General features: G+C 61.4%; 17 protein-coding genes and 1 other RNA gene. 15 read left to right on the top strand and 3 right to left on the bottom strand.

The window, feature by feature from the left end; all coding sequences use genetic code 11:
• Window positions 1–17: 17 nt before the first annotated feature.
• The 3 genes from ACM5SV_RS15425 to ACM5SV_RS15415 form a co-directional block, all read right to left on the bottom strand.
• On the bottom strand, window positions 18–947 hold the full coding sequence (locus ACM5SV_RS15425; RefSeq protein WP_221967437.1) for a lytic transglycosylase domain-containing protein: 930 nt from the start codon (window positions 945–947) through the stop codon (window positions 18–20).
• 115 nt (window positions 948–1062) lie between these two features.
• Window positions 1063–1698, bottom strand: coding sequence for a LysE family translocator (locus tag ACM5SV_RS15420; protein ID WP_065280696.1), 636 nt, complete (start codon window positions 1696–1698; stop codon window positions 1063–1065).
• A 57-nt stretch (window positions 1699–1755) separates the two neighbouring features.
• A complete protein-coding gene (locus ACM5SV_RS15415; RefSeq protein ID WP_222014181.1) occupies window positions 1756–2967 on the bottom strand; it encodes a pyrophosphate--fructose-6-phosphate 1-phosphotransferase in 1212 nt (403 codons plus the stop codon).
• Window positions 2968–3377: 410 nt separating this feature from the next.
• Between ACM5SV_RS15415 and ACM5SV_RS15410 the strand changes: the two genes are divergently transcribed.
• From ACM5SV_RS15410 to ftsW, 15 genes are all read left to right on the top strand, one after another.
• Window positions 3378–4085, top strand: a complete 708-nt coding sequence (locus ACM5SV_RS15410) for a J domain-containing protein (RefSeq protein WP_003561040.1) — start codon at window positions 3378–3380, stop codon at window positions 4083–4085.
• Window positions 4082–4843 (top strand): N-acetylmuramoyl-L-alanine amidase, encoded by a 762-nt coding sequence (locus ACM5SV_RS15405; protein ID WP_012758299.1) that lies wholly within the window; start codon window positions 4082–4084, stop codon window positions 4841–4843. Before ACM5SV_RS15410 ends, ACM5SV_RS15405 begins: the two co-directional genes overlap by 4 nt.
• Window positions 4844–5105: 262 nt before the next feature.
• Window positions 5106–5726, top strand: coding sequence for a lytic transglycosylase domain-containing protein (locus ACM5SV_RS15400; RefSeq protein WP_012758298.1), 621 nt, complete (start codon window positions 5106–5108; stop codon window positions 5724–5726).
• A gap of 79 nt (window positions 5727–5805) precedes the next feature.
• The gene (locus tag ACM5SV_RS15395) at window positions 5806–6999 is read left to right on the top strand and encodes an NAD(P)/FAD-dependent oxidoreductase (RefSeq protein WP_012758297.1); all 1194 of its coding nucleotides are present in this window, start codon (window positions 5806–5808) and stop codon (window positions 6997–6999) included.
• 103 nt (window positions 7000–7102) lie between these two features.
• Entirely contained in the window at window positions 7103–8278 is a 1176-nt protein-coding gene (locus ACM5SV_RS15390; RefSeq protein WP_113545215.1) for an NAD(P)/FAD-dependent oxidoreductase, read from the top strand.
• Window positions 8279–8435: 157 nt separating this feature from the next.
• Window positions 8436–8833: RNase P RNA component class A (gene rnpB / locus ACM5SV_RS15385), an RNA gene on the top strand.
• A 426-nt stretch (window positions 8834–9259) separates the two neighbouring features.
• On the top strand, window positions 9260–9697 hold the full coding sequence (gene mraZ, locus ACM5SV_RS15380) for a division/cell wall cluster transcriptional repressor MraZ (RefSeq protein WP_024320776.1): 438 nt from the start codon (window positions 9260–9262) through the stop codon (window positions 9695–9697).
• 17 nt (window positions 9698–9714) lie between these two features.
• A complete protein-coding gene (gene rsmH / locus ACM5SV_RS15375) occupies window positions 9715–10740 on the top strand; it encodes a 16S rRNA (cytosine(1402)-N(4))-methyltransferase RsmH (protein WP_222014180.1) in 1026 nt (341 codons plus the stop codon).
• A 1-nt stretch (window position 10741) separates the two neighbouring features.
• Window positions 10742–11242, top strand: coding sequence for a cell division protein FtsL (gene ftsL / locus ACM5SV_RS15370; RefSeq protein WP_012758293.1), 501 nt, complete (start codon window positions 10742–10744; stop codon window positions 11240–11242).
• The gene (locus ACM5SV_RS15365; RefSeq protein WP_012758292.1) at window positions 11242–13002 is read left to right on the top strand and encodes a peptidoglycan D,D-transpeptidase FtsI family protein; all 1761 of its coding nucleotides are present in this window, start codon (window positions 11242–11244) and stop codon (window positions 13000–13002) included. The genes ftsL and ACM5SV_RS15365 overlap by 1 nt, the downstream gene beginning before the upstream one ends.
• A gap of 6 nt (window positions 13003–13008) precedes the next feature.
• Window positions 13009–14529 carry a UDP-N-acetylmuramoyl-L-alanyl-D-glutamate--2,6-diaminopimelate ligase gene (locus ACM5SV_RS15360; RefSeq protein ID WP_017994721.1) on the top strand — a complete coding sequence of 507 codons (1521 nt, stop codon included), beginning with the start codon at window positions 13009–13011 and terminating at the stop codon, window positions 14527–14529.
• Entirely contained in the window at window positions 14526–15959 is a 1434-nt protein-coding gene (locus ACM5SV_RS15355) for a UDP-N-acetylmuramoylalanyl-D-glutamyl-2,6-diaminopimelate--D-alanyl-D-alanine ligase (protein WP_113545213.1), read from the top strand. Before ACM5SV_RS15360 ends, ACM5SV_RS15355 begins: the two co-directional genes overlap by 4 nt.
• 22 nt (window positions 15960–15981) lie before the next feature.
• Window positions 15982–17082 carry a phospho-N-acetylmuramoyl-pentapeptide-transferase gene (gene mraY, locus ACM5SV_RS15350; protein ID WP_003541415.1) on the top strand — a complete coding sequence of 367 codons (1101 nt, stop codon included), beginning with the start codon at window positions 15982–15984 and terminating at the stop codon, window positions 17080–17082.
• 7 nt (window positions 17083–17089) lie between these two features.
• Window positions 17090–18502, top strand: coding sequence for a UDP-N-acetylmuramoyl-L-alanine--D-glutamate ligase (gene murD / locus ACM5SV_RS15345; RefSeq protein WP_222014179.1), 1413 nt, complete (start codon window positions 17090–17092; stop codon window positions 18500–18502).
• A gap of 1 nt (window position 18503) precedes the next feature.
• On the top strand, window positions 18504–19658 hold the full coding sequence (ftsW, locus tag ACM5SV_RS15340; RefSeq protein ID WP_012758288.1) for a putative lipid II flippase FtsW: 1155 nt from the start codon (window positions 18504–18506) through the stop codon (window positions 19656–19658).
• Window positions 19659–19660: the final 2 nt, after the last annotated feature.

Raw genomic sequence — 19660 nt, 5'->3', positions numbered from 1 at the left:
TGTAGTTTCAGCCGGTCTCAATAGTTACCTTGGGCGATGTCTGTCATGCCCTTGCGCTTGGCGTCATAATAATAGCCGCGCGCATAGAGGCGGACGGCATCGTCTTCCCGACTGTCGGAAACGAGCCATGCGCCGCGCAGATATTTCGCGGCATATTTGATGTTGGTCTCGGCATCGAAGAGGCCGCCCGGGGCACCGTCGTAACCCATGGACTTGGCGGTGTTGTACTTGATCTGCATCAGGCCGAAATAGCCACGCTTGTTGTAGGCCTTCGCATTATAGCGGCTCTCGCGATGGACGACGCGATGGAGAAGAGTCTCGGGAATTTCGTAGATTTTCGAATATTTCTGGATGAGCTTGGTGACAAAGCTCTTCTCGACGGTCGGCGCATCGTCTTTGTCGTCATCGCTAAACATCGGCGGCGCCGTCGGCGGATCGATCGGCCCGGATTCGTCGAAACCGTAGTCCATGCTGGCGCGCGGGGTGGTGTCGACGGCGGCAAGTGCTGCAAGCGCGCTGTTTTGCGGTGTCGCTGCAAAGGCAAGCTGCGTCGTCGGCTGGGTCGGCGTTCCCGGACGCGGCGTCGGCACGACGGACTGGATCGCCGTCATTTCGGGCGTCAGCGGGATCTGCGCATAGGCCGTCGGCTGCATGGTAAGATCGCCAGGCTGAGAAGCTGTCACGGCCGGCATCGCTGTTGCGGTCAGAGAGGAGGATGCCTGGGGAATGGTGGCGCCTGCCACCGCCTGACCGGCTGCGCCTCCGGCTGTCGGGATCGCGGCGAGTGTTGCATCTTCACCGGGTTTCGGCATCGGCACGACGGTCTGCGCGGCTGTCAGTTCGGCCTGGGACGTATATTCGACGCTCGTACATCCCGTCATCACGCCGCAGAGTATCGTCGAGACGACAAGACTGCGTTTCAGGCCGGATAATCCGATCGCTACCATTCCGCCACTTTCGTGAAATCGCGCCGCCCCGGCAGCGTATAAAAGTTACCAAAAGCCTAAGTCCCTGGTGACCCCATTAACCTATTCGTGGCATTCCGGCAACCACGGAATATTACTAGGCTGCAATACGGCGATACCCAGCCGTTACGGCCCCTGCAGCGATCAGCAGAGTGCCTCCGGTGCGGTTTACAGCGCGCTGGATGCTCGCCTTGCGAATCAGTCCGCGCGCGCTATGGGCGAGAAAGGCGTAGGTGGAAGCGTTGAGGATCGCCAGCACGAGGAAAGTCGCTTCCATGATCGCCATCTGCCCGACGAAGGGCAGGGCCGGATTGAGGAACTGCGGCACGAAGGCGACGAAGAAGATGATGCTCTTCGGATTGAGGGCGGTGACGACATAGGCGTGGAGGAAGATCTTGAGGGACTTCTCCTCCGGCAGGTTGTCGTTGTCGGCAACCGGTTCGCCAATGATGGGAGCCCGCCAGAGCTTGATTCCCAGCCAGATCAGGTAGGCGCCGCCGATCCACTTCAAGACAGTGAAGAGGGTCGCGGAGGCGGCCAGAACGGCGCCGAGACCGAAGAGGGAAGCCGTCATCGCCGTGAAGTCACCAAGCGCCACGCCGCCCACCGTCGCGAACGCCGTCCTGCGTCCATGACCGAGCGCATAGGAAACGACGAGCAGTATCGTCGGCCCCGGTATGGCCAGCATGATGGCGGATGCGGCCGCAAAAGCGAGCCAAGCTTCAAGTGACATGGTGTCTCCTCCTATTCCTCAGGAACAAGCAAAGACATCATATTAACCATCCGTCAATCACGCTTCTTTGTATTTCTGGCCTATATTGTCCATGACTTCGGCAAACCATGCCGTCGAAAGGTCAAAAGCCTTGCCGCCCTTGATGCGCGGGAATTCTATAGTGCGCAATTTACCGTTCTGGCCTTCATCATGGCCGGTGACGCCGGAGACTTTATTGAGCGCGCTTTCGACGGCGAGATCGACCATGCTCTGGATCAGCCTCAGGTCATCGGCGTTAGCGGGGGCCGAGCGGGCAAAATAGCCCGATTTCTGCACGAGGGAACGCTCGGCGTCGAGGAGATTGGCGAACTGCTTTTGGAACCAGGCGCCGACATTGATCGTGTCGATCTTCACATGGCCGAAAGCATCGCGCTTGACGGTCTCGCCGGCGGCTTCGCGCTCGGCGACGATGGCGTCGAGGCAGGCACCTTCCGAGACGAAGACCGTGGCGTGGCCGTTACGGTCCATGCTTTCCTTCAGGCGGGCGGCCTCGGCGTCGAGGTCGAAGGCCATCTCAGGCAGGTAGACGGCGTCGATGCTCTTCAGGTGCGCGTCCATCATCAGGCCGTCGACGTACTGGTTGCGGCTGGTGCGCTGGAGATAGGCGCGGGCGGTGGCGGCCGTCAGCCAGCCACAATGGCGGCCCATGACTTCATGGATGACGAGGGTGCGGGGGGCGGCCGTCTGTTCGTTGCCGACATTGTCGAAGAAATGCGCCCCGACTTCGGCGGCCGTCCAGGCGCCGAGCGACTGGCGGATCGGCACGACGTCGTTGTCGACAGTCTTCGGCAGGCCGACGACGGTGAGATCGTAGCCGTTGGCGGCGAGGTAGGCGGCAAGATCGGCGGCCGTGGTGTTGGTGTCGTCGCCGCCGATCGTGTGGAGAATGGTGATGCCGTCATTGGCGAGTCGTTCGGCGGCGATCCGCAGCGGGTTCTCGCCTTCCTTGACCAGGCCGCGCTTGACGCAGTCGGCGGTATTGGTGAGCTTGACGCGGCTATTGCCGATCGGCGAGCCGCCGTAGCGGTGCAGAAGCGGCGCCTTTTCGCGTATCGCTGGGGTGATCTCGATGCTGTCGCCGAGGAGCACACCCTGGTAGCCTGATTTGTAGGCGACGATTTCGAGCTCGGGCGCCACGTCGCTATAGCGTTCGATGAGGCCGCCGACGGCGGATGAAAGACAGGGCGCCAGGCCTCCGGCGGTCAGCATTGCGACTTTCTGTTTGGCCATGATCCCTCCTACGGTGTTTCGGTGCGGCAGCGTTAGCTAGCGCATGGATGCGGCAGGGAAAGGGCCCTGTAAAGTAAAGAATTTACGAAAAATGCGCCACTCTGCCGTGTCGGACCGCTAAGGCGACGGGAAGTGCTGATATAATCGTTTCAGGCCCGGTCTACGCGACGGGAGTTCCCATGGAAATTTCCGTCGCGCGCGCTGGAACCAGGTGCCAGGGCAATGCCGGCGACCGCCGGCCATGCCCTCATGCGAGATGAAAGTGGGCGTGATGAATCGTTTGCTGCGGTGCGACAATTACCAAATCGTGAAAACTGTGTTCGGCCCTACGACCAATAGTCGCCTTGCAAAGGCTACGATTCTTTGGTCAAGCTGTTTCTCTATAAGTTGACAAGTGTGTGAGATTTTCGATGTCCTTCTGGGAAAAACTGTTGAATGCCATTGGCAATACCGCAGGCAATGCGCTGTCTGCGGTGGTCGAGGCTATCCGCACGGTTTTTGAAGGCGATCCCGAGACCCGGCGTAAGGTGGCTTTCTCCGTGGCGATCATCGCTCTGTCGGCCAAGATGGCCAAGGCCGACGGCATCGTCAGCGAGAAGGAGGTCGAAGCCTTCCGCGAAATCTTCGAGTTTCCGCAGGATCAGGCGAAAAATGTCGCCAGGCTTTACAACCTCGCGCGGCAGGACGTCGCCGGCTACGAAGCCTATGCCGAACGGCTCTCCACGCTCTGCGTTACCTGTGCGGCCAATTGCCCAGTGTTGGAAGACGTGCTCGACGGCCTCTTCCACATCGCCAAGGCCGACGGGCTGATTCACGAAAAGGAACTGAATTTCCTGCGCCATATCGGCGAGATCTTTCAGATGAGCGAGACCCGCTTCGAGCAGATTGCCGCCCGCCACGTCTCGTCCGGCGGCGATCCCTACAAGGTGCTCGGCGTCTCGCCTTCGGATGATTTCCCGACCATCCGCCGCCGTTACCACGGCCTCGTCAGCGAACATCATCCCGATCGGTTGATCTCGCGTGGCGTGCCGAAGGAATTCCATGTGATCGCCAATGAGCGCATGGCGGCGCTGAACGCGGCCTATGAGGCGATCGAGAAGGAACGCCGCGCAGCATGACCTCTTTCGAGGCCGACTGCAGAAGCGCGCGTGTGCAGCCTTCGCCGAACCATGGCGAGCGGGCGGACGGGCGCCGTCCCGACATGATCCTGCTGCACTATACCGGCATGCCGACGGCAGATGGTGCGCTCGACTGGCTCTCTCGCGCCGAGAGCCAGGTTTCCAGCCATTATTTCGTGCATGAGAATGGCGAGGTGGTGCAGCTCGTGCCGGAAATGCGGCGTGCCTGGCATGCGGGAAAAAGCAACTGGCACGGCGAGACCGATATCAATTCGCTGTCGATCGGCATCGAGATCGCCAATGCCGGCCACCCCGGCGGGCTCCCTGATTATCCGAAAGAGCAGATCGCCGCGGTCATTGAATTGTGTCGCGACTGTGTCAAACGTTGGTCGATCGTGCCGGAACGGGTGCTCGGGCATTCCGATGTCGCCCCGATCCGCAAGGTCGATCCGGGCGAGAAATTTCCCTGGGCCGAGCTCCACCGGGCTGGCATCGGGCACTGGGTCGAGCCGGCAACGATCACCGGCGGGCGCTTCTTCCAGCGCGGCGATACAGGCCAGCCTGTCGAGGCGCTGCAGTCGATGCTGTCGCTCTATGGTTACGGCACTGAAATCACGGGCGAATTCTCCGAAAAAACGGCAGGCGACGTGGAAGCTTTCCAGCGGCATTTTCGGCCCGAACGGATAGATGGCATCGCCGATTTCTCGACGATCGACACGTTGCACCGGCTGCTGTCGGCTTTGCCGCGTTATTCCTGATTCCTCGACAATTGCTGAAACGCCGAATTTCGCACTGCAGCGCGAAATTCGGCCTGCCACATCATTTCCCTATTATCTCCTCATTGCGATGGTCTAAGAACGTCCGCCAAGGGGTGCTCGGGGTTGTTTTCGAGTTAAACCACGGGCGCTATGTGAAATGATAAGAATTACCGTGAATTCCGATCGATCCTTGATCTGGTATTCATTATGACAGCGAGGCGCGCCGTCCGGAAATTCTTTGGGTCGGAGTGTTCAAGACTACATGAGAAAACTGATTGTTGTTGCTGCAACATGCGTTGGCATGGTGCTGGCGGGAAATAGCTTTGCCTTTGCGAATGATTGGGGTGTGCGAGCCGATGCGTCGGTGAAGAAAGTCGAGCGTCCTTCGAAGAAGACAGAGCGTCCGTTGAAGAAAGCGGAGCGTTCGGTCAAGTCGGCGAAGCGTCCGCTCAAGACGGCGGAACGCCCGCTGAAGACGGTCGAGCGCCAGAGCGGTTATGCCGTCGCCATTGTTTCCGGCAATTCCTATTCCGCACTGATCAGCAAATATGCGAACCAATATGATGTACCGGTTGCGCTTGCGACCGCGGTCATCCGCATCGAAAGCAATTTCAATCCGAATGCGCGCGGCAGCCACGGTGAAATCGGCCTGATGCAGATAAAGCCTGCAACTGCCCGCATGATGGGCTATTCCGGCAGCGCCAAGGGCCTGTTCGATCCGGAAACGAACATCAAGTACGGCATGAAATATCTGGCTGCCGCCCATGATCTCGGTGGTGGCGAGACCTGCAACACCATCCTCAAATACAATGCCGGCCATGGCGCCACGCGCATGAACCCGGTGTCCAAGTCCTATTGCGGCAAGGTTCTGGCAATGCTCTGAGCCTGAAGCGATTATCCCTGACAAGCTGGATGATTCAAAATGATTGCCATGGTATCGCTGGAATTTAGCGAGGTGGGATATGGCAGTCGATTTCAGGTTCATCATCATCGGACGCGGCATGATGGGTGCAGCCGCCGCACGGCATCTCTCCTCGATGGCCGACGGCGTTGCACTGATCGGCCCGCGTGAGCCGGAGGAGCGCAAGGCCCATCACGGCGTCTTCGCCAGCCATTACGACGAAGCGCGCATCACCCGCACCTTCGACGGCAATCTTGCGTGGGGAGCCTTCGCCGCCCGCGCGCTTGACCGCTACCGAGAGATCGAGGCAAAGAGCGGCATCTCCTTCTATTCGGAGGTCGGCTGCCTCTTTGCCGGTCCAGCGCCAGAGAGCGAGCAGGACTATATCGAAAGGGCGCTGACGGTTGGCCGGACGCTCGGCAGCGATATCGAGATCATCGCGCCGTCGGAACTCGGCCAACGTTTTCCCTATCTTGCCGTCGATCCCGATTTCACAGGATATTTCGAGCGCAAGCGCGCCGGCCACATCAACCCGCGGGCGCTGGTGCGCGCGCAGGCAAAGCTTGCCGAACAGGGCGGCGTCTCGCTGATCGAGGCGACCGCAACATCGGTGCGTGATGCGGGTTCTCATGTCGAGGTAACGGCCGGCGACAGAAGCTACAGCGCCGAGCGCGTGCTGGTCGCCGCTGGCGGTTTCAGTAATTTCCATGCCCTGCTGCCGCGTCCCGTCGATATCAGGGTCATGGCGCGAACGGTCGCCTTCTACGAGATCGGCGAACGCGAGATGGCGATCTTCGGCGATATGCCGTCGACGATCGTGCTCGGTGACCGGGAAGAGGATCACATCTATATCCTGCCGCCGGTGCGTTATCCCGACGGCAAGACCTATCTGAAACTCGGTGGCGACACCGAGGCGCTTTTCTTCGGCAGGCTGGAGGATGCCGGCGCGTGGTTCCGTTCCGACGGCAGTGCTGCCGAGCGTGAGCATCTCTCGGGTGTCGCCCTGCAACTGATGCCGGAGCTTGCCGGTTGCCCGGTCACCTCAGCGCCTTGCGTGGCGAATTTCACGCCGACCGGTTATCCCTATGCCGGATTTACGCAGTCGCCACGCATCGCGGTGCTGACCGGCGGCAATTTTGTCGCGGCAAAATCCTCCGACGAACTCGGGCGGTTGGGAGCGGTGCTTCTTGCGGAAGGACGGCTCGGTGATGAGGATTTTGGTGGCGAGTTGATGCCCGTCTTCGCTGCTGCATGATTCCATAAATCGGATTTATTTCAGGAATTATTCAGCAATTCAAAGTGTTACAGCGTCTTTTGCGCGTCTGAAAAGATGCACTGTATTGTTTAGAGGAGGCTGCATGGCAGTCGATTTCAAATATATTGTCGTCGGCCGTGGGCTGATGGGGGCAGCGGCGGCGCGGCATCTGGCGCGGCAAGCGGATGGTGTCGCGGTGATCGGGCCGGACGAGCCTACCGACCGCAAGGCGCATCAGGGCGTCTTCGCCAGCCATTACGACGAGGGGCGCATTACCCGTACCATCGATCCCGACCGCAACTGGGCGCTGCTCGCCAACCGTTCGATCAGCCGTTATGGCGAGATCGCCCGCGACAGCGGCATCGATTTCTATCGCGAGGTCGGCTGCGTCGTCGTGGCGCCGACGGGCGGCGATTATATCGAGAAGACCCGGCGGGCTGCCGTTTCGCTCGGCGTCGAGGCCAGCCTGCTCGACGAGCAGGGGCTGAAGGCTGCCTTTCCCTTCTTCGCCTTTCCCGATGGGGGCACGGGCGTCTTCGAGGCGAGGGGGGCCGGCCACATCAGTCCGCGCAAGCTTGTGAAAGCCCAATCGCTGCTGGCGGAAAAGGCAGGCGCCACTGTCATCCGCGATCATGTCGTTTCGATCCGCAGCGAAGGTGGATCGGCTGTCGTTGAGACGGCCGGTGGCCTGACCTATCGCGTTGAAAAGGTGCTGCTGGCGGCAGGCGGATTTTCCATTGCGGAGAATCTGTTGCCACAGCCCGTTGCCATGACGGTTTATGCCCGGACCGTGACGCTTTTCGAGGTAAGCGATGCCGATGCGGCGCGCCTAGCCACGATGCCGTCACTCATTCTCAGGGCGCCCGGCATCGAAATCTACCTGCTGCCGCCGATCCGCTATCCCGACGGCAAATTCCACCTGAAGATCGGCGGCGATCCTGACGATCTGGCGCTCAACGGCGACACGGACATGCGCGCATGGTTCAAGACCGAGGGGCGCGATACGGTGCGCGCGCATCTCAAACGCATCGTTGAAGGTCTCTTGCCCGATATCGTGCCGCTTTCGATTTCAACGGCCGCCTGCGTCGTGTCGTTTACGGAAAGCGGCTATCCGATGATCGGCTATAGCTCATCGCCCGAGATCGCGGTGTTGACGGGCTGCGCCGGCACGTCGGCCAAGAGCTCGGACGAAATCGGCCGGCTTGGGGCCGAGCTGCTTTTGTCAGGCGGAATCGGCGAACAGGGCTACTCGACGGATTTCACACCGCAATTTCGCTAGAGCATTTCCGTTTTTCTCCGAATCACGGAAGTGCTCCCTGTTTTTATTCTTACGCAATTCCGGCAGCAAAACCGCTGCGCAGTTTTGCTGGAATTGCTCTAGGTGATATCATTTATTTCGATAGCAATTGCGATCTCTCTCGTTTATGGGAGCCCTGCCAGTTGGCTGGGCAGCCGCGCTTTACCAATGCCGAAAGGCGGTAGGGTGAGGAAAGTCCGGGCTCCACGGAAACACGGTGCCGGATAACGTCCGGCGAGGGCGACCTCAGGGAAAGTGCCACAGAAAGCAAACCGCCTGTCATGACAGGTAAGGGTGAAAGGGTGGGGTAAGAGCCCACCGCATGTCCGGCAACGGAAATGGCACGGTAAACCCCACCGGGAGCAAGACCGAATAGGGATGACGTGGCGGGCCGAAAGGCCTTCCGGCCGGTTTCCAGGCCAGTTATCCGGGTGGGTTGCGTGAGGCAGCGTGCGAACGCTGTCCCAGAGGAATGGCTGCCACGTTCCGGTTCACGCCGGAGCCATACAGAACCCGGCTTACAGGCCAACTGGCGATTAACTCTTGTGGCGCGACAAAACCCCGAATCCAGAGATCGTTTCGAGATAAGTCACTGGAATCGAACGCTTTCAAGCGGGCGCTGATGCACCCCTCCGGCGGAAATTCTTTTTGCGGAAACGTGGTTGCGCGCCTCTTGCGAGAGAGTGATCCTAACCCTTTGTTAAACTTAACGGGTTATAAATTTTTGATCATGCGTCCACTGCAAAATGGCCGCATCCCATTGACGCCCATATGGTCCCATGCTATCCCAAATGCGCACTGCACCAGGGCAATCACCTGCCCATTCATCGCAAAGCAAAGGCGTCTTCCTCTCCGGAAGCGTCGGAGGGGTTTTTGCTCATCCGGCTTGCGAAGCTGTGCCTGATATCGGGAGTTTCGGGCGTCTTTTGGTCCGGATCCCTGCGGGAACGGATGTTTCGTGTCATGAGCCGCTTCCTTTCGAACGCGACCAACAGGATCGATGCCAAGGGCAGGGTTTCCGTGCCTTCGGCGTTCCGTTCCGTGCTGGCGCAGCGCAATGTTCAGGAGCTCTATTGCTTCCAGGACTTTGTGTTTCCGGCGATCAGCGTCGGCGGTCCGGATCTTCTCGAAAGATTCGAACGGCAGATTGCTGCGGAGGATCCGTTTTCGCCGGATGCGAACGAGATGTCGCTTCTCATTCATGGAGGCGGGGTCTTCATGAAGCTCGACGCCGAGGGGCGGCTGATGGTCACGGATTTCATTCGCGGCTTCACCGGCATCTCGGACGAAGTGACCTTCGTCGGTCGGGCGGATCATTTTCAGCTCTGGCAGCCGCAGGCTTTTGTGGCCGCACAGGCGCAGGCACGAGGGGAGCGCAAGCTGGCGGGCAAGCGTTCCTGAAAGAACGAGGGAACGGAATGGTGGCGAATCCTGGCGGAGGTTCAACTGATGCCGGTGGCGGACCGGTTCGTCACATTCCTGTTCTTCTCGCTGAAGTCCTTGCGGCATTGGCGCCTGCGCCCGGCAAGCTCATCCTCGACGGTACATTCGGTGCGGGCGGTTACAGTTCGGCCATCCTTGCTGCCGGCGCCGAGGTGATTGCGCTCGACCGCGATCCGACGGCGATTGCGGCTGGCCAAGCGATGGTCGCCGCCCATGGCGGTCGTTTCAAGCTTGTTCATTCGCAATTCTCGCATCTTGCCGATCATGCGCCGCAAGGCGGGCTCGACGGCGTCGTGCTTGATATCGGCGTCTCCTCCATGCAGATCGACGAGGCTGAGCGTGGCTTCTCCTTCCAGAAGAATGGACCGCTTGACATGCGCATGTCGGCCGAGGGCGTTTCGGCCGCCGATGTCGTCAACCGCGCCAAGGTCGCCGATCTCATCCGCATCTTCCATTTTCTCGGCGAGGAAAGCCAGGCGCCGCGCATCGCCCATGCGATCGAGAAGCGCCGCGCCGAAAAGCCATTTGAAACGACCCGCGATCTCGCCGGTCTCATCGAGCTCGTTACACCGCGCAAGATGAAGGACAAGATCCATCCGGCAACGCGGGTCTTCCAGGCATTGCGCATCTTCGTCAACGACGAGCTCGGCGAACTGGCGCAGGCGCTGTTTGCGGCGGAAGCGGCGCTGAAACCCGGCGGGCGGCTCGTCGCCGTCACCTTTCATTCGCTCGAAGACCGCATCGTCAAGAAATTCTTCTCCGATCGCGCCGGCAAGGCGTCGGGCTCGCGGCATCTGCCGGTCGCGCATGAGCGGGCGGCAACCTTTGCGGCGATCGGCAAGCCGATGGTTTCGGCAAGCGAGGCGGAGGCCAAGATCAATCCGCGCGCCCGCTCCGCCAAGCTGCGCGCCGGCCTGAGGACGGAAGCCGCCGCCGAAGCCGCGGATATGTCACTCTTCGGGTTTCCCAATCTTGCCAGTCTCGGAAAGCTTGGAGGTTGATATGCTGAAGACGTTCGATCTCGTGCTCATCGGCGTCATGACGGCCACCGCCGCCGTGACCTACACGATCAAGCACCGCGCCGAATTGAAGCTCGAGGAGGTTCATCGCCTCGAAGCCGAGATCAAGCTCGAGAAGGACACGATCGACCTTCTCAAGGCCGACTGGGCGCTGCAATCGCAGCCGAACCGGCTGGAGCGGCTGGTCAAAGCCTACAATGAAGAATTGAAGCTGCAGCCGACGGAATCGACGGCGCTCGTGCATGCCAAGGAATTGCCGATGCTGAAATCCGAGGTTCCCGTGCCTGACGTGACGGAGGCTAAGGCCAGCGCCAAAGGCGCGACCGTGGCCAGCGCCAAAGGCGCGACCGTGGCCAGCGCCAAAGGCGCACCAGACACCAAGGGCGCGCAAGCCACCGCCAAGGCGCAGCCCATTCCGATGCCTGCGCCACGCGGCGAGGCAGAGGATGCAGACCAGATCGAAACCGGATCGGTGGAGGAATAATGTCGTTTCTTTCCCGCATCATGGTATTGAAGAGCCAGGCGCATTTCTCCGCCGGCGTCTATAACCGGTTCGGCGGTCCTTCCCCCGCCGGCCTGGCGATCGAGGGATCGCGAAAGAAGAAATCAGGGCAGGCAAAAAGCCGCGTCGGCCTGCTGATCCTTGGTTTCATGGGCGTCTACGCCGTCATCGGCGGTCGTCTCGTCGAATATGCGATGAAGGATCAGGAGGTCGTCTCCAGCATTCTGCCGCCCGACCGGCTGATGGCTTCGCGGCCCGACATTCTCGACCGCAACGGCGAGGTGCTGGCGACCGACATCCGCACCGTCTCGCTGTTTGCCGAGCCGAACAAGATCGTCGACGCCGACGAGGCGGTCGAGAAGCTTGCAACGGTGCTGCCCGAGCTCGACGTCAGGGACACTTACAAGAAGCTCTCGGTCAAGACCTCGCATTTCGCCTGGCTGCGCCGGCAACTGACGCCGAAGCAGCAGAGCCAGATCCTGGCGCTCGGCATTCCCGGTATCGGTTTCCGGCCGGAGAAACGCCGCTTCTATCCGGGCGGGGCGACCGCCGCGCACATCCTCGGTTACGTCAACATCGATAACCGCGGTGTTGCAGGCATGGAGAAATTTATCGACGACCAGGGGCTTGCCGATCTCGCCTCCGTCGGCATGACCAGCGACCAGCCGCTCGAGCCGGTGCGCCTTTCGATCGACCTGCGCGTGCAGAACATCGTCCGGGACGCGGTCGTCAATGCCGTCACCAACTTCCAGTCCAAGGGCGCTGGTGCCGCGGTCATCGACGTGCATACGGGGGAAGTGCTGGCGATGGCATCGGCGCCGGATTTCGATCCGAACGATCCGCAGGAAGGCGCCAAGGAGGGTTGGCTCAACCGGATGACCAACGGCACCTTCGAAATGGGCTCGACCTTCAAGACCTTTTCGCTGGCCATGGCGCTCGATAGCGGCAAGGTGAAGATGACCGACAGTTTCGATGCCAGCAAATCGATCTATATCGGCGGCTTCACCATCCACGATTTTCACGGGCAGCGCCGCTGGCTGACTGTTCCCGAGATTTTCCAGTATTCTTCGAATATCGGTACGGCGCGCGTCATCGACATCGTCGGCATCGACGCGCAGAAGGAATACCTGACCAAGTTCGGGCTCTTGACGAAGATGCAGACCGAACTGCCCGAAGTGAAGATGCCGAGCCAGCCGCGCGTCTGGAAGAAGATCAATTCGATCACGATTTCCTTCGGCCATGGCGTTTCGACGACGGCGCTGCAGACAGGGGTGGCGGCTGCTGCTCTCGTTAATGGCGGCAAGCTGATCGAGCCGACATTCCTGCCGCGCACCCGCGAACAGGCCGATGAGATCGCCACGCAGGTCATTAAGAAGACCACCAGCGACGAGATCCGCTATCTGCTCGACTTCAACGGCTACAAGGGTTCCGGGCGTGTCGCCCGCGTGCCGGGCTTTGGCGTCGGCAGCAAGACCGGCACGGCAGATAAGGTGGTGAACGGGCGGTATTCGGCAACCCTGAATTTCAATTCCTTCATCGCCGCATTCCCGATCAACGATCCCAGATATGCCGTGATCACCTTCTGCGACGAGCCGAAGACCGGCGAGAAAGCCTATGGCGGAACGATCTCCGCCGGCACCGCCGGTCCGATCGCCCGCGAGATCATCAGCCGTGCGGCTCCCATTCTCGGCATCGAGCCGAAATTCGGGGAGGGCGGATCGGCCTTGCTGGTGTCTTATTGAGTGTGAATGAATATCGACGCCGATTCGCGAGGGGTGAACCGGCTTCAAGAGAGAAAAGTGCATTCGATGAAATTGCGAGACTTGGCCGGAGATCAGTTTCCGGAACTTGAAGCACAGCTCGAAGGCCCGGCAGGGCTGCTTGATATTTCAGGCCTGTCTTCGGATAGCCGCAAGGTGGCGCCGGGCAATGTCTTCGTCGCGGTCGCCGGCACCAAGGCCGACGGCGCGGGCTTCATCGTGGATGCCGCCGGCCGTGGCGCTGCCGTCGCGATCGCCTCCCAAGCCATCGATGCTTCGATCCCCGTGTTTGCGGTCAAGGAGCCGCGCCGTTTCCTTTCCATCGCCGCCGCGCGTTTCCACGGCAAGCAGCCCGATACCATGGTCGCCGTCACCGGCACGGCCGGCAAAACCTCGGTCGCTTCTTTCACCCGGCAGATCTGGGCGTATGCGGGCCACACGGCCGCGATGATCGGCACGACGGGCGTCGTCTCGCCGACGCGCAACGAATATGGCTCGCTGACGACGCCCGATCCGGTGTCTCTGCACCAGCTGCTGGCCGAACTCGCCGGAGAAGGCGTGACACATGCCGCGATGGAAGCTTCCAGCCACGGTCTCGACCAGTGCCGGCTCGACGGCGTCAGGCTTGCCGCCGCCGCCTTCACCAATCTCGGCCGCGACCATATGGATTATCATCCGACCGTCGAGTCCTATATGGCCGCCAAGATGCGGCTTTTCGATACGCTGTTGCCGAAGGGATCGCCGGCGGTGATCTTTGCCGACGATCCGTGGTCCGCGCAGGCGATCAAGGCCGCGACCGATGCCGGTCATGACATTCGTACCGTCGGGCGAAAGGGCGATTACCTCTCGTTGAAGCGCGTCGAGCACTTCCGCCACAAGCAGATGGCCGAGATCCATATCGGCGGCGAGATCTTCGAGGTGGACATTCCGCTGGCCGGCGATTTTCAGGTGGCCAACGCGCTGGTCGCAGCAGGGCTTGCCATGTCGACCGGTGTTGAGGCGAAGGTTGCGATGGCCGCGCTCGAGAAGCTCGTCGGCGCGTCCGGCCGTCTCGAACTTGTCGGCCATACAAAAGATGGCGCGCTCGCCTATGTCGACTACGCCCACAAGCCGGATGCGCTGGAAAACGTGCTGGGCTCTGTCAGGCCCTTCACCACCGGCCGCGTCATCGTCGTTTTCGGCTGCGGCGGCGACCGTGACCGCGGCAAACGGCCGATCATGGGCGAAATCGCCTGCCGTCTTGCCGACGTCGTCATCGTCACCGACGATAATCCGCGTTCGGAGGAACCGGCCTCGATCCGGGCGGAGATCATGGCGGCGGCGGCCTGTGCCGCGGAAATCGCCGATCGCGCCTCGGCGATCCGCGAAGCGGTCAGCATGCTGAGATCCGGCGATACGCTGATTGTCGCCGGCAAGGGGCATGAGGAAGGGCAGACGATCGACGGCGTCACCCTGCCGTTCTCCGATCATGCGGAGGTGCGCAGGGCTTTGGAGGAGTTGAAATCTTGAGCTGGCTCTGGACGACGGAAGACATGATCGCAGCGATGGCGGGGCGCCCTTTCGGCACGCTGCCCGAAGGCATCACCGGCATTTCCATCGACAGCCGCTCGACTACTCCAGGCGCAGCCTTCTTCGCGATCAAGGGTGACCGCGTCGACGGTCACGACTACGCCTCGATGGCGATGGCGAACGGCGCTTCCCTTCTCGTCGTCAGCGAGGCGAGACTTCCCGCCATGGGTCGCCTGACGGTGCCGATGATCGTCGTGGAAGATGTGCTGGCGGCACTTGGCAGGCTCGGCCTTGCCTCGCGCGAGCGCTCTAAGGCCCGGATCATCGCAGTGACCGGATCGGTCGGCAAGACGACCACGAAGGAAATGCTGCGGCATGTGCTGGCTCCCTCCGGCAAGGTGCACGCCTCCGTCGCCTCCTTCAACAATCACTGGGGCGTGCCGCTGACGCTGGCGCGCATGCCTGAGGATACGGATTACGGCGTCTTCGAAGTCGGAATGAACCATCCCGGCGAGGTTCGGCCGCTGGTGGCGATGATCCGTCCCGATGTCGCCATCATCACGACGATCGCGCCAGCGCATCTCGGCAATTTCAAGAACATCAAGGAAATCGCCGCCGCCAAGGCCGAGATCTTCGAGGGGCTCGAACCCGGCGGCCATGTCGTGCTCAACCGCGACAACGACCAGTTCAATTTCCTCGACCGCACGGCGCAGTCGCTCGGTATCGAGCATATCCATTCTTTCGGCCAGCATGCCAAGGCCGAATTCCGGCTCGCAGAATTCAACGGCTCCGACGAGAATTCGACGCTGTGGCTGACGATCGGCGGCGAGACGCTGGAAGTTGCGCTCGGCGCGCCGGGACGCCATATCGCCGAGAATGCGCTCGCAGCGCTCGGCGTCGTCAAGATCGTCGGCGCCGATATGCAGAAGGCGATCGAAGCGCTTGCGACGCTGAAGCCGGAAAAGGGCAGGGGCAAGCGCCACCGGCTTTCGATCGGGAGTGGCAGCTTCACGCTGATCGACGAGAGCTACAATGCCAATCCGGCCTCGATGCGCGCGGCGATCGCGCTGCTGGCGGCCTCCGAGCCGACCGGCCGCGGACGCCGTATCGCCGTGCTCGGCGACATGCTGGAAATGGGCGACTATGCGCAGAAGGTCCATACCGACCTTGCCGTGCCGCTGCTTGCTGCCGGCATCGAGCATGTCTGGCTCGCAGGAGCGGAGATGGCTGCGCTGAAGGAATCGTTGCCGGAAAGCGTCCATGTCGAATATCGCGAGAACACGGACGAATTGACGGACTATGTATTGAACTCGGTCGCGCCAGGCGACGTGTTGATGGTGAAATCGTCTCTGGGCATCGGTTTCGGCAAGATCGTCGCCGCGCTCCTTGACAAGTTCCCGCCATTTGCCGACACGCAACGCGAATTTTGATCGGGTAAACAAGGGGCCCTGAATGCTGATCTGGCTTGTCGAACTGTCGGAATATTTCAAATTTCTGAACTTGTTCAGATATATTACCTTCCGCACGGGGGCTGCTCTCTTCACCTCAGCACTGATCGTCTTCCTGTTCGGGCCGACGATCATCAATTCGCTGCGCATCCGGCAGGGCAAGGGCCAGCCGATCCGCGCCGACGGGCCGCAGACGCATTTCAAGAAGGCCGGCACGCCGACCATGGGCGGGCTGATGATCCTCGCCGGCATCGTCGGCGCATCGCTGCTCTGGGCCGATCTTTCCAACGTCTATGTCGTCGCGACGCTGCTGGTGACGCTGGGCTTCGGTGCGATTGGTTTCTACGACGATTATCTTAAGGTAACGAAGCAGAGCCACATGGGCTTTTCCGGCAAGGCGCGTCTCGGCATCGAATTCGTCATCGCCGGCATCGCCGTCTATTTCATGATGCGCACCGCCCTTGCCTCGGGGATTGCCGGCTCGACTTTCGGCTCCTCGATCGCCTTTCCTTTCTTCAAGGACTTCATGATCAATATCGGCATCATGTTCGTCGTCTTCGGCGGCTTCGTCATCGTCGGCGCCGGCAATGCCGTCAACCTGACTGACGGTCTCGACGGGCTTGCCATCGTGCCTGTGATGATCGCCGCCGCCTCCTTCGGCGTCATCGCCTATCTCGCCGGGAATGTGGTGTTTGCGAACTACCTGCAGATCAATTTCGTGCCCGGCACCGGCGAACTTGCCGTCGTGCTTGGCGCCGTCATCGGTGCCGGCCTCGGCTTTCTCTGGTTCAACGCGCCGCCGGCCGCCATCTTCATGGGCGACACGGGGTCGCTGGCACTCGGCGGCACGATCGGCACCGTCGCCGTCGCCACCAAGCATGAGATCGTCATGGCAATCATCGGCGGCCTCTTCGTCATCGAGACGCTGTCGGTCATCATCCAGGTCGGCTTCTTCAAGATGACCGGCCGGCGTGTCTTCCTGATGGCGCCGATCCATCATCACTTCGAGAAGAAGGGCTGGACCGAGAGCCAGGTGGTGATCCGCTTCTGGATCGTCGCCGTCGGCCTTGCGATGCTCGGCCTTTCGACGCTGAAGCTCCGGTGAGGCAGCGATGATCCCGGTCACGACGCTCAAGGACAGGAAGGTCGCGCTCTTCGGGCTCGGCGGCTCCGGCTTTGCCACCGCCCGGGCGCTGGTATCAGGTGGTGTCGAGGTGACCGCCTGGGACGACAATCCCGACAGTGTCGCCAAGGCCGCTGCCGAAGGCATCAGGACGGAAGACCTGCACAACATCGACTGGAGCCAGCAGGCGCTGTTCGTGCTGTCGCCCGGCGTGCCGCTCACCCATCCGAAGCCGCACTGGACCGTCGATCTTGCCCGTGCGGCCGGCGTCGATATCGTCGGCGACGTCGAACTCTTCGTGCGCGAGCGCCGCGCCCATGCGCCGGATTGCCCTTTCATCGCCATAACCGGCACCAACGGCAAGTCGACCACGACGGCGCTGATCGCCCATATCCTGAAATCCGCCGGCTACGACACGCAGCTCGGCGGCAATATCGGCACGGCCGTGCTGACGCTCGATCCGCCGAGGGCCGAGCGTTATTACGTCGTCGAATGCTCCTCCTACCAGATCGATCTGGCGCCGACACTGGATCCGTCTGCCGGCATACTGCTCAACCTGACGCCCGATCATCTCGACCGTCACGGGACCATGCAGCATTATGCCGATATCAAGGAAAGGCTGGTCGCCGGCAGCGATGTCGCGATCGTCGGCGTCGACGACAGCCATTCGGCGCTGATTGCCGACGGTGTCGAGCGGGCAGGCGTCAAGGTGGTCCGTATCTCGCGCCGCAACGTGGTGGCCGACGGCATCTATGCCGAGGGCACGAAGCTCATCCAGGCCGCCGGCGGCGCCATGCTGCCCTTCGCCGATCTCGACGGCATCCAGACGCTGCGCGGCAGCCATAATGCGCAGAATGCCGCCGCAGCCGTCGCCGCCTGCCTCGCTGTCGGGATTTCCGCCGACGACATCCGCACCGGCCTTGCCTCGTTTCCTGGACTGAAGCACCGCATGCAGCCGGTCGGGCAGCGTGGCCGCGTCGTTTTCGTTAATGATTCCAAGGCGACCAATGCCGATGCCGCAGCGCCGGCTCTTTCGAGCTACGATCGCATCTATTGGATCGCCGGCGGCCTGCCGAAGGCTGGCGGGATCACGACGCTCGCTCCCTATTTTCCGCGCATCGCCAAGGCCTATCTGATCGGCGAGGCGGCGGCGGAATTCGCCGCGACGCTCGGCGAGGCCGTGCCTTACGAGATATCGGACACGCTGGAGCGCGCTGTCGCGCATGCGGCCGCCGATGCCGAACGCGACGAAAGCGCTGCTTCGGCTGTGATGTTATCCCCGGCTTGCGCAAGCTTCGACCAGTATAAGAACTTCGAAGTCAGGGGCGAAGCCTTCGTCGGCCACGTGGCAGCGCTTGACGGGATTGCGATGCTGATCGGTCCGGTAACAGGAGAGAAATGACATGGTAAGCCGCGCGGAACGTGGGCCTCTGGCCGATTGGTTCTGGACCATCGACCGCTTCTTCCTGGCAATGTTCATCTTCCTGATGGGCATCGGCTTTATGCTGTCCTTTGCGGCATCTCCCGCGGTCGCCGAGCGCATCGGGCTCGAGCCTTTCCATTTCGTCAAGCGCCATGCGGCCTTCATGATCCCTTCGATCGGCGTCATGCTCGGGCTGTCGTTCCTGACGCCGCGCCAGGTGCGGCGCACCGCAATCCTGATCCTGATCATCTCGGTCGCCATGATGGTGCTGGTGTTGTTCGTCGGGCAGGAGGTCAAGGGTGGTAGGCGCTGGATCTGGATTGCCGGCCTTTCCATCCAGCCGTCGGAATTCATGAAGCCCGCCTTCGTCGTCGTCTGCGCCTGGCTGTTTGCCGAACATGCGCGCCAGCCGGAGATCCCCGGCAATCTCTTTGCCATCATCCTGTTCGGCATCGTCGCGGCCCTTCTCATAGCGCAGCCGGACCTCGGCCAGACCATCCTGACCACGGCGGTCTGGGGCGGGATGTTCTTCATGGCCGGCATGCCATGGATCTGGATCATGCTGCTCGGCATCGGCGGCGCCGGGGGCCTGCTCAGCGCCTATTACGTCTTCCCGCACGTTGCGCTGCGCATAGACAAGTTCATGACCGGCGAGGGTGATACTTTCCAGATCGACACGGCGCGCGAGGCGATCATCCGCGGCAGCTGGTTCGGCCAGGGGCCGGGCGAGGGCATCGTCAAGCGCATCATCCCGGATGCGCATACCGACTTCATCTTCTCGGTCGCGGCCGAAGAGTTCGGCATCGTCTTTTGCATGGCGCTCGTCGCGTTGTTTACCGTGCTGGTGCTGCGTGGCCTCTCGCATGCCTATCGCGAGCGCAATGACTTCAACCGTTTCGCCGTCGCCGGCCTGGTGTTGCAGATGGGCATCCAGTCGATCATCAATATCGGCGTCAATCTCGAACTGCTGCCGGCGAAGGGTATGACGCTGCCGCTGATTTCCTATGGTGGCTCGTCCATGGTGGCGATCTGCGTCACCGCCGGCTTTATTCTGGCGCTGACGCGCCATCGACCGGAAAAACGCGCGCAGGACCGGAGTCTCTTCCGCGTCCCGCACGGCATGCCGGCGGAGTAGAA

The sequence above is a fragment of the Rhizobium sp. CRRU65 genome (assembly GCF_048551595.1).
Taxonomy (GTDB): Bacteria; Pseudomonadota; Alphaproteobacteria; order Rhizobiales; family Rhizobiaceae; genus Rhizobium; species Rhizobium leguminosarum_J.
Note: the sequence above shows the minus strand (reverse complement) of the source record. Positions and strands in the feature narration are given on the sequence as shown.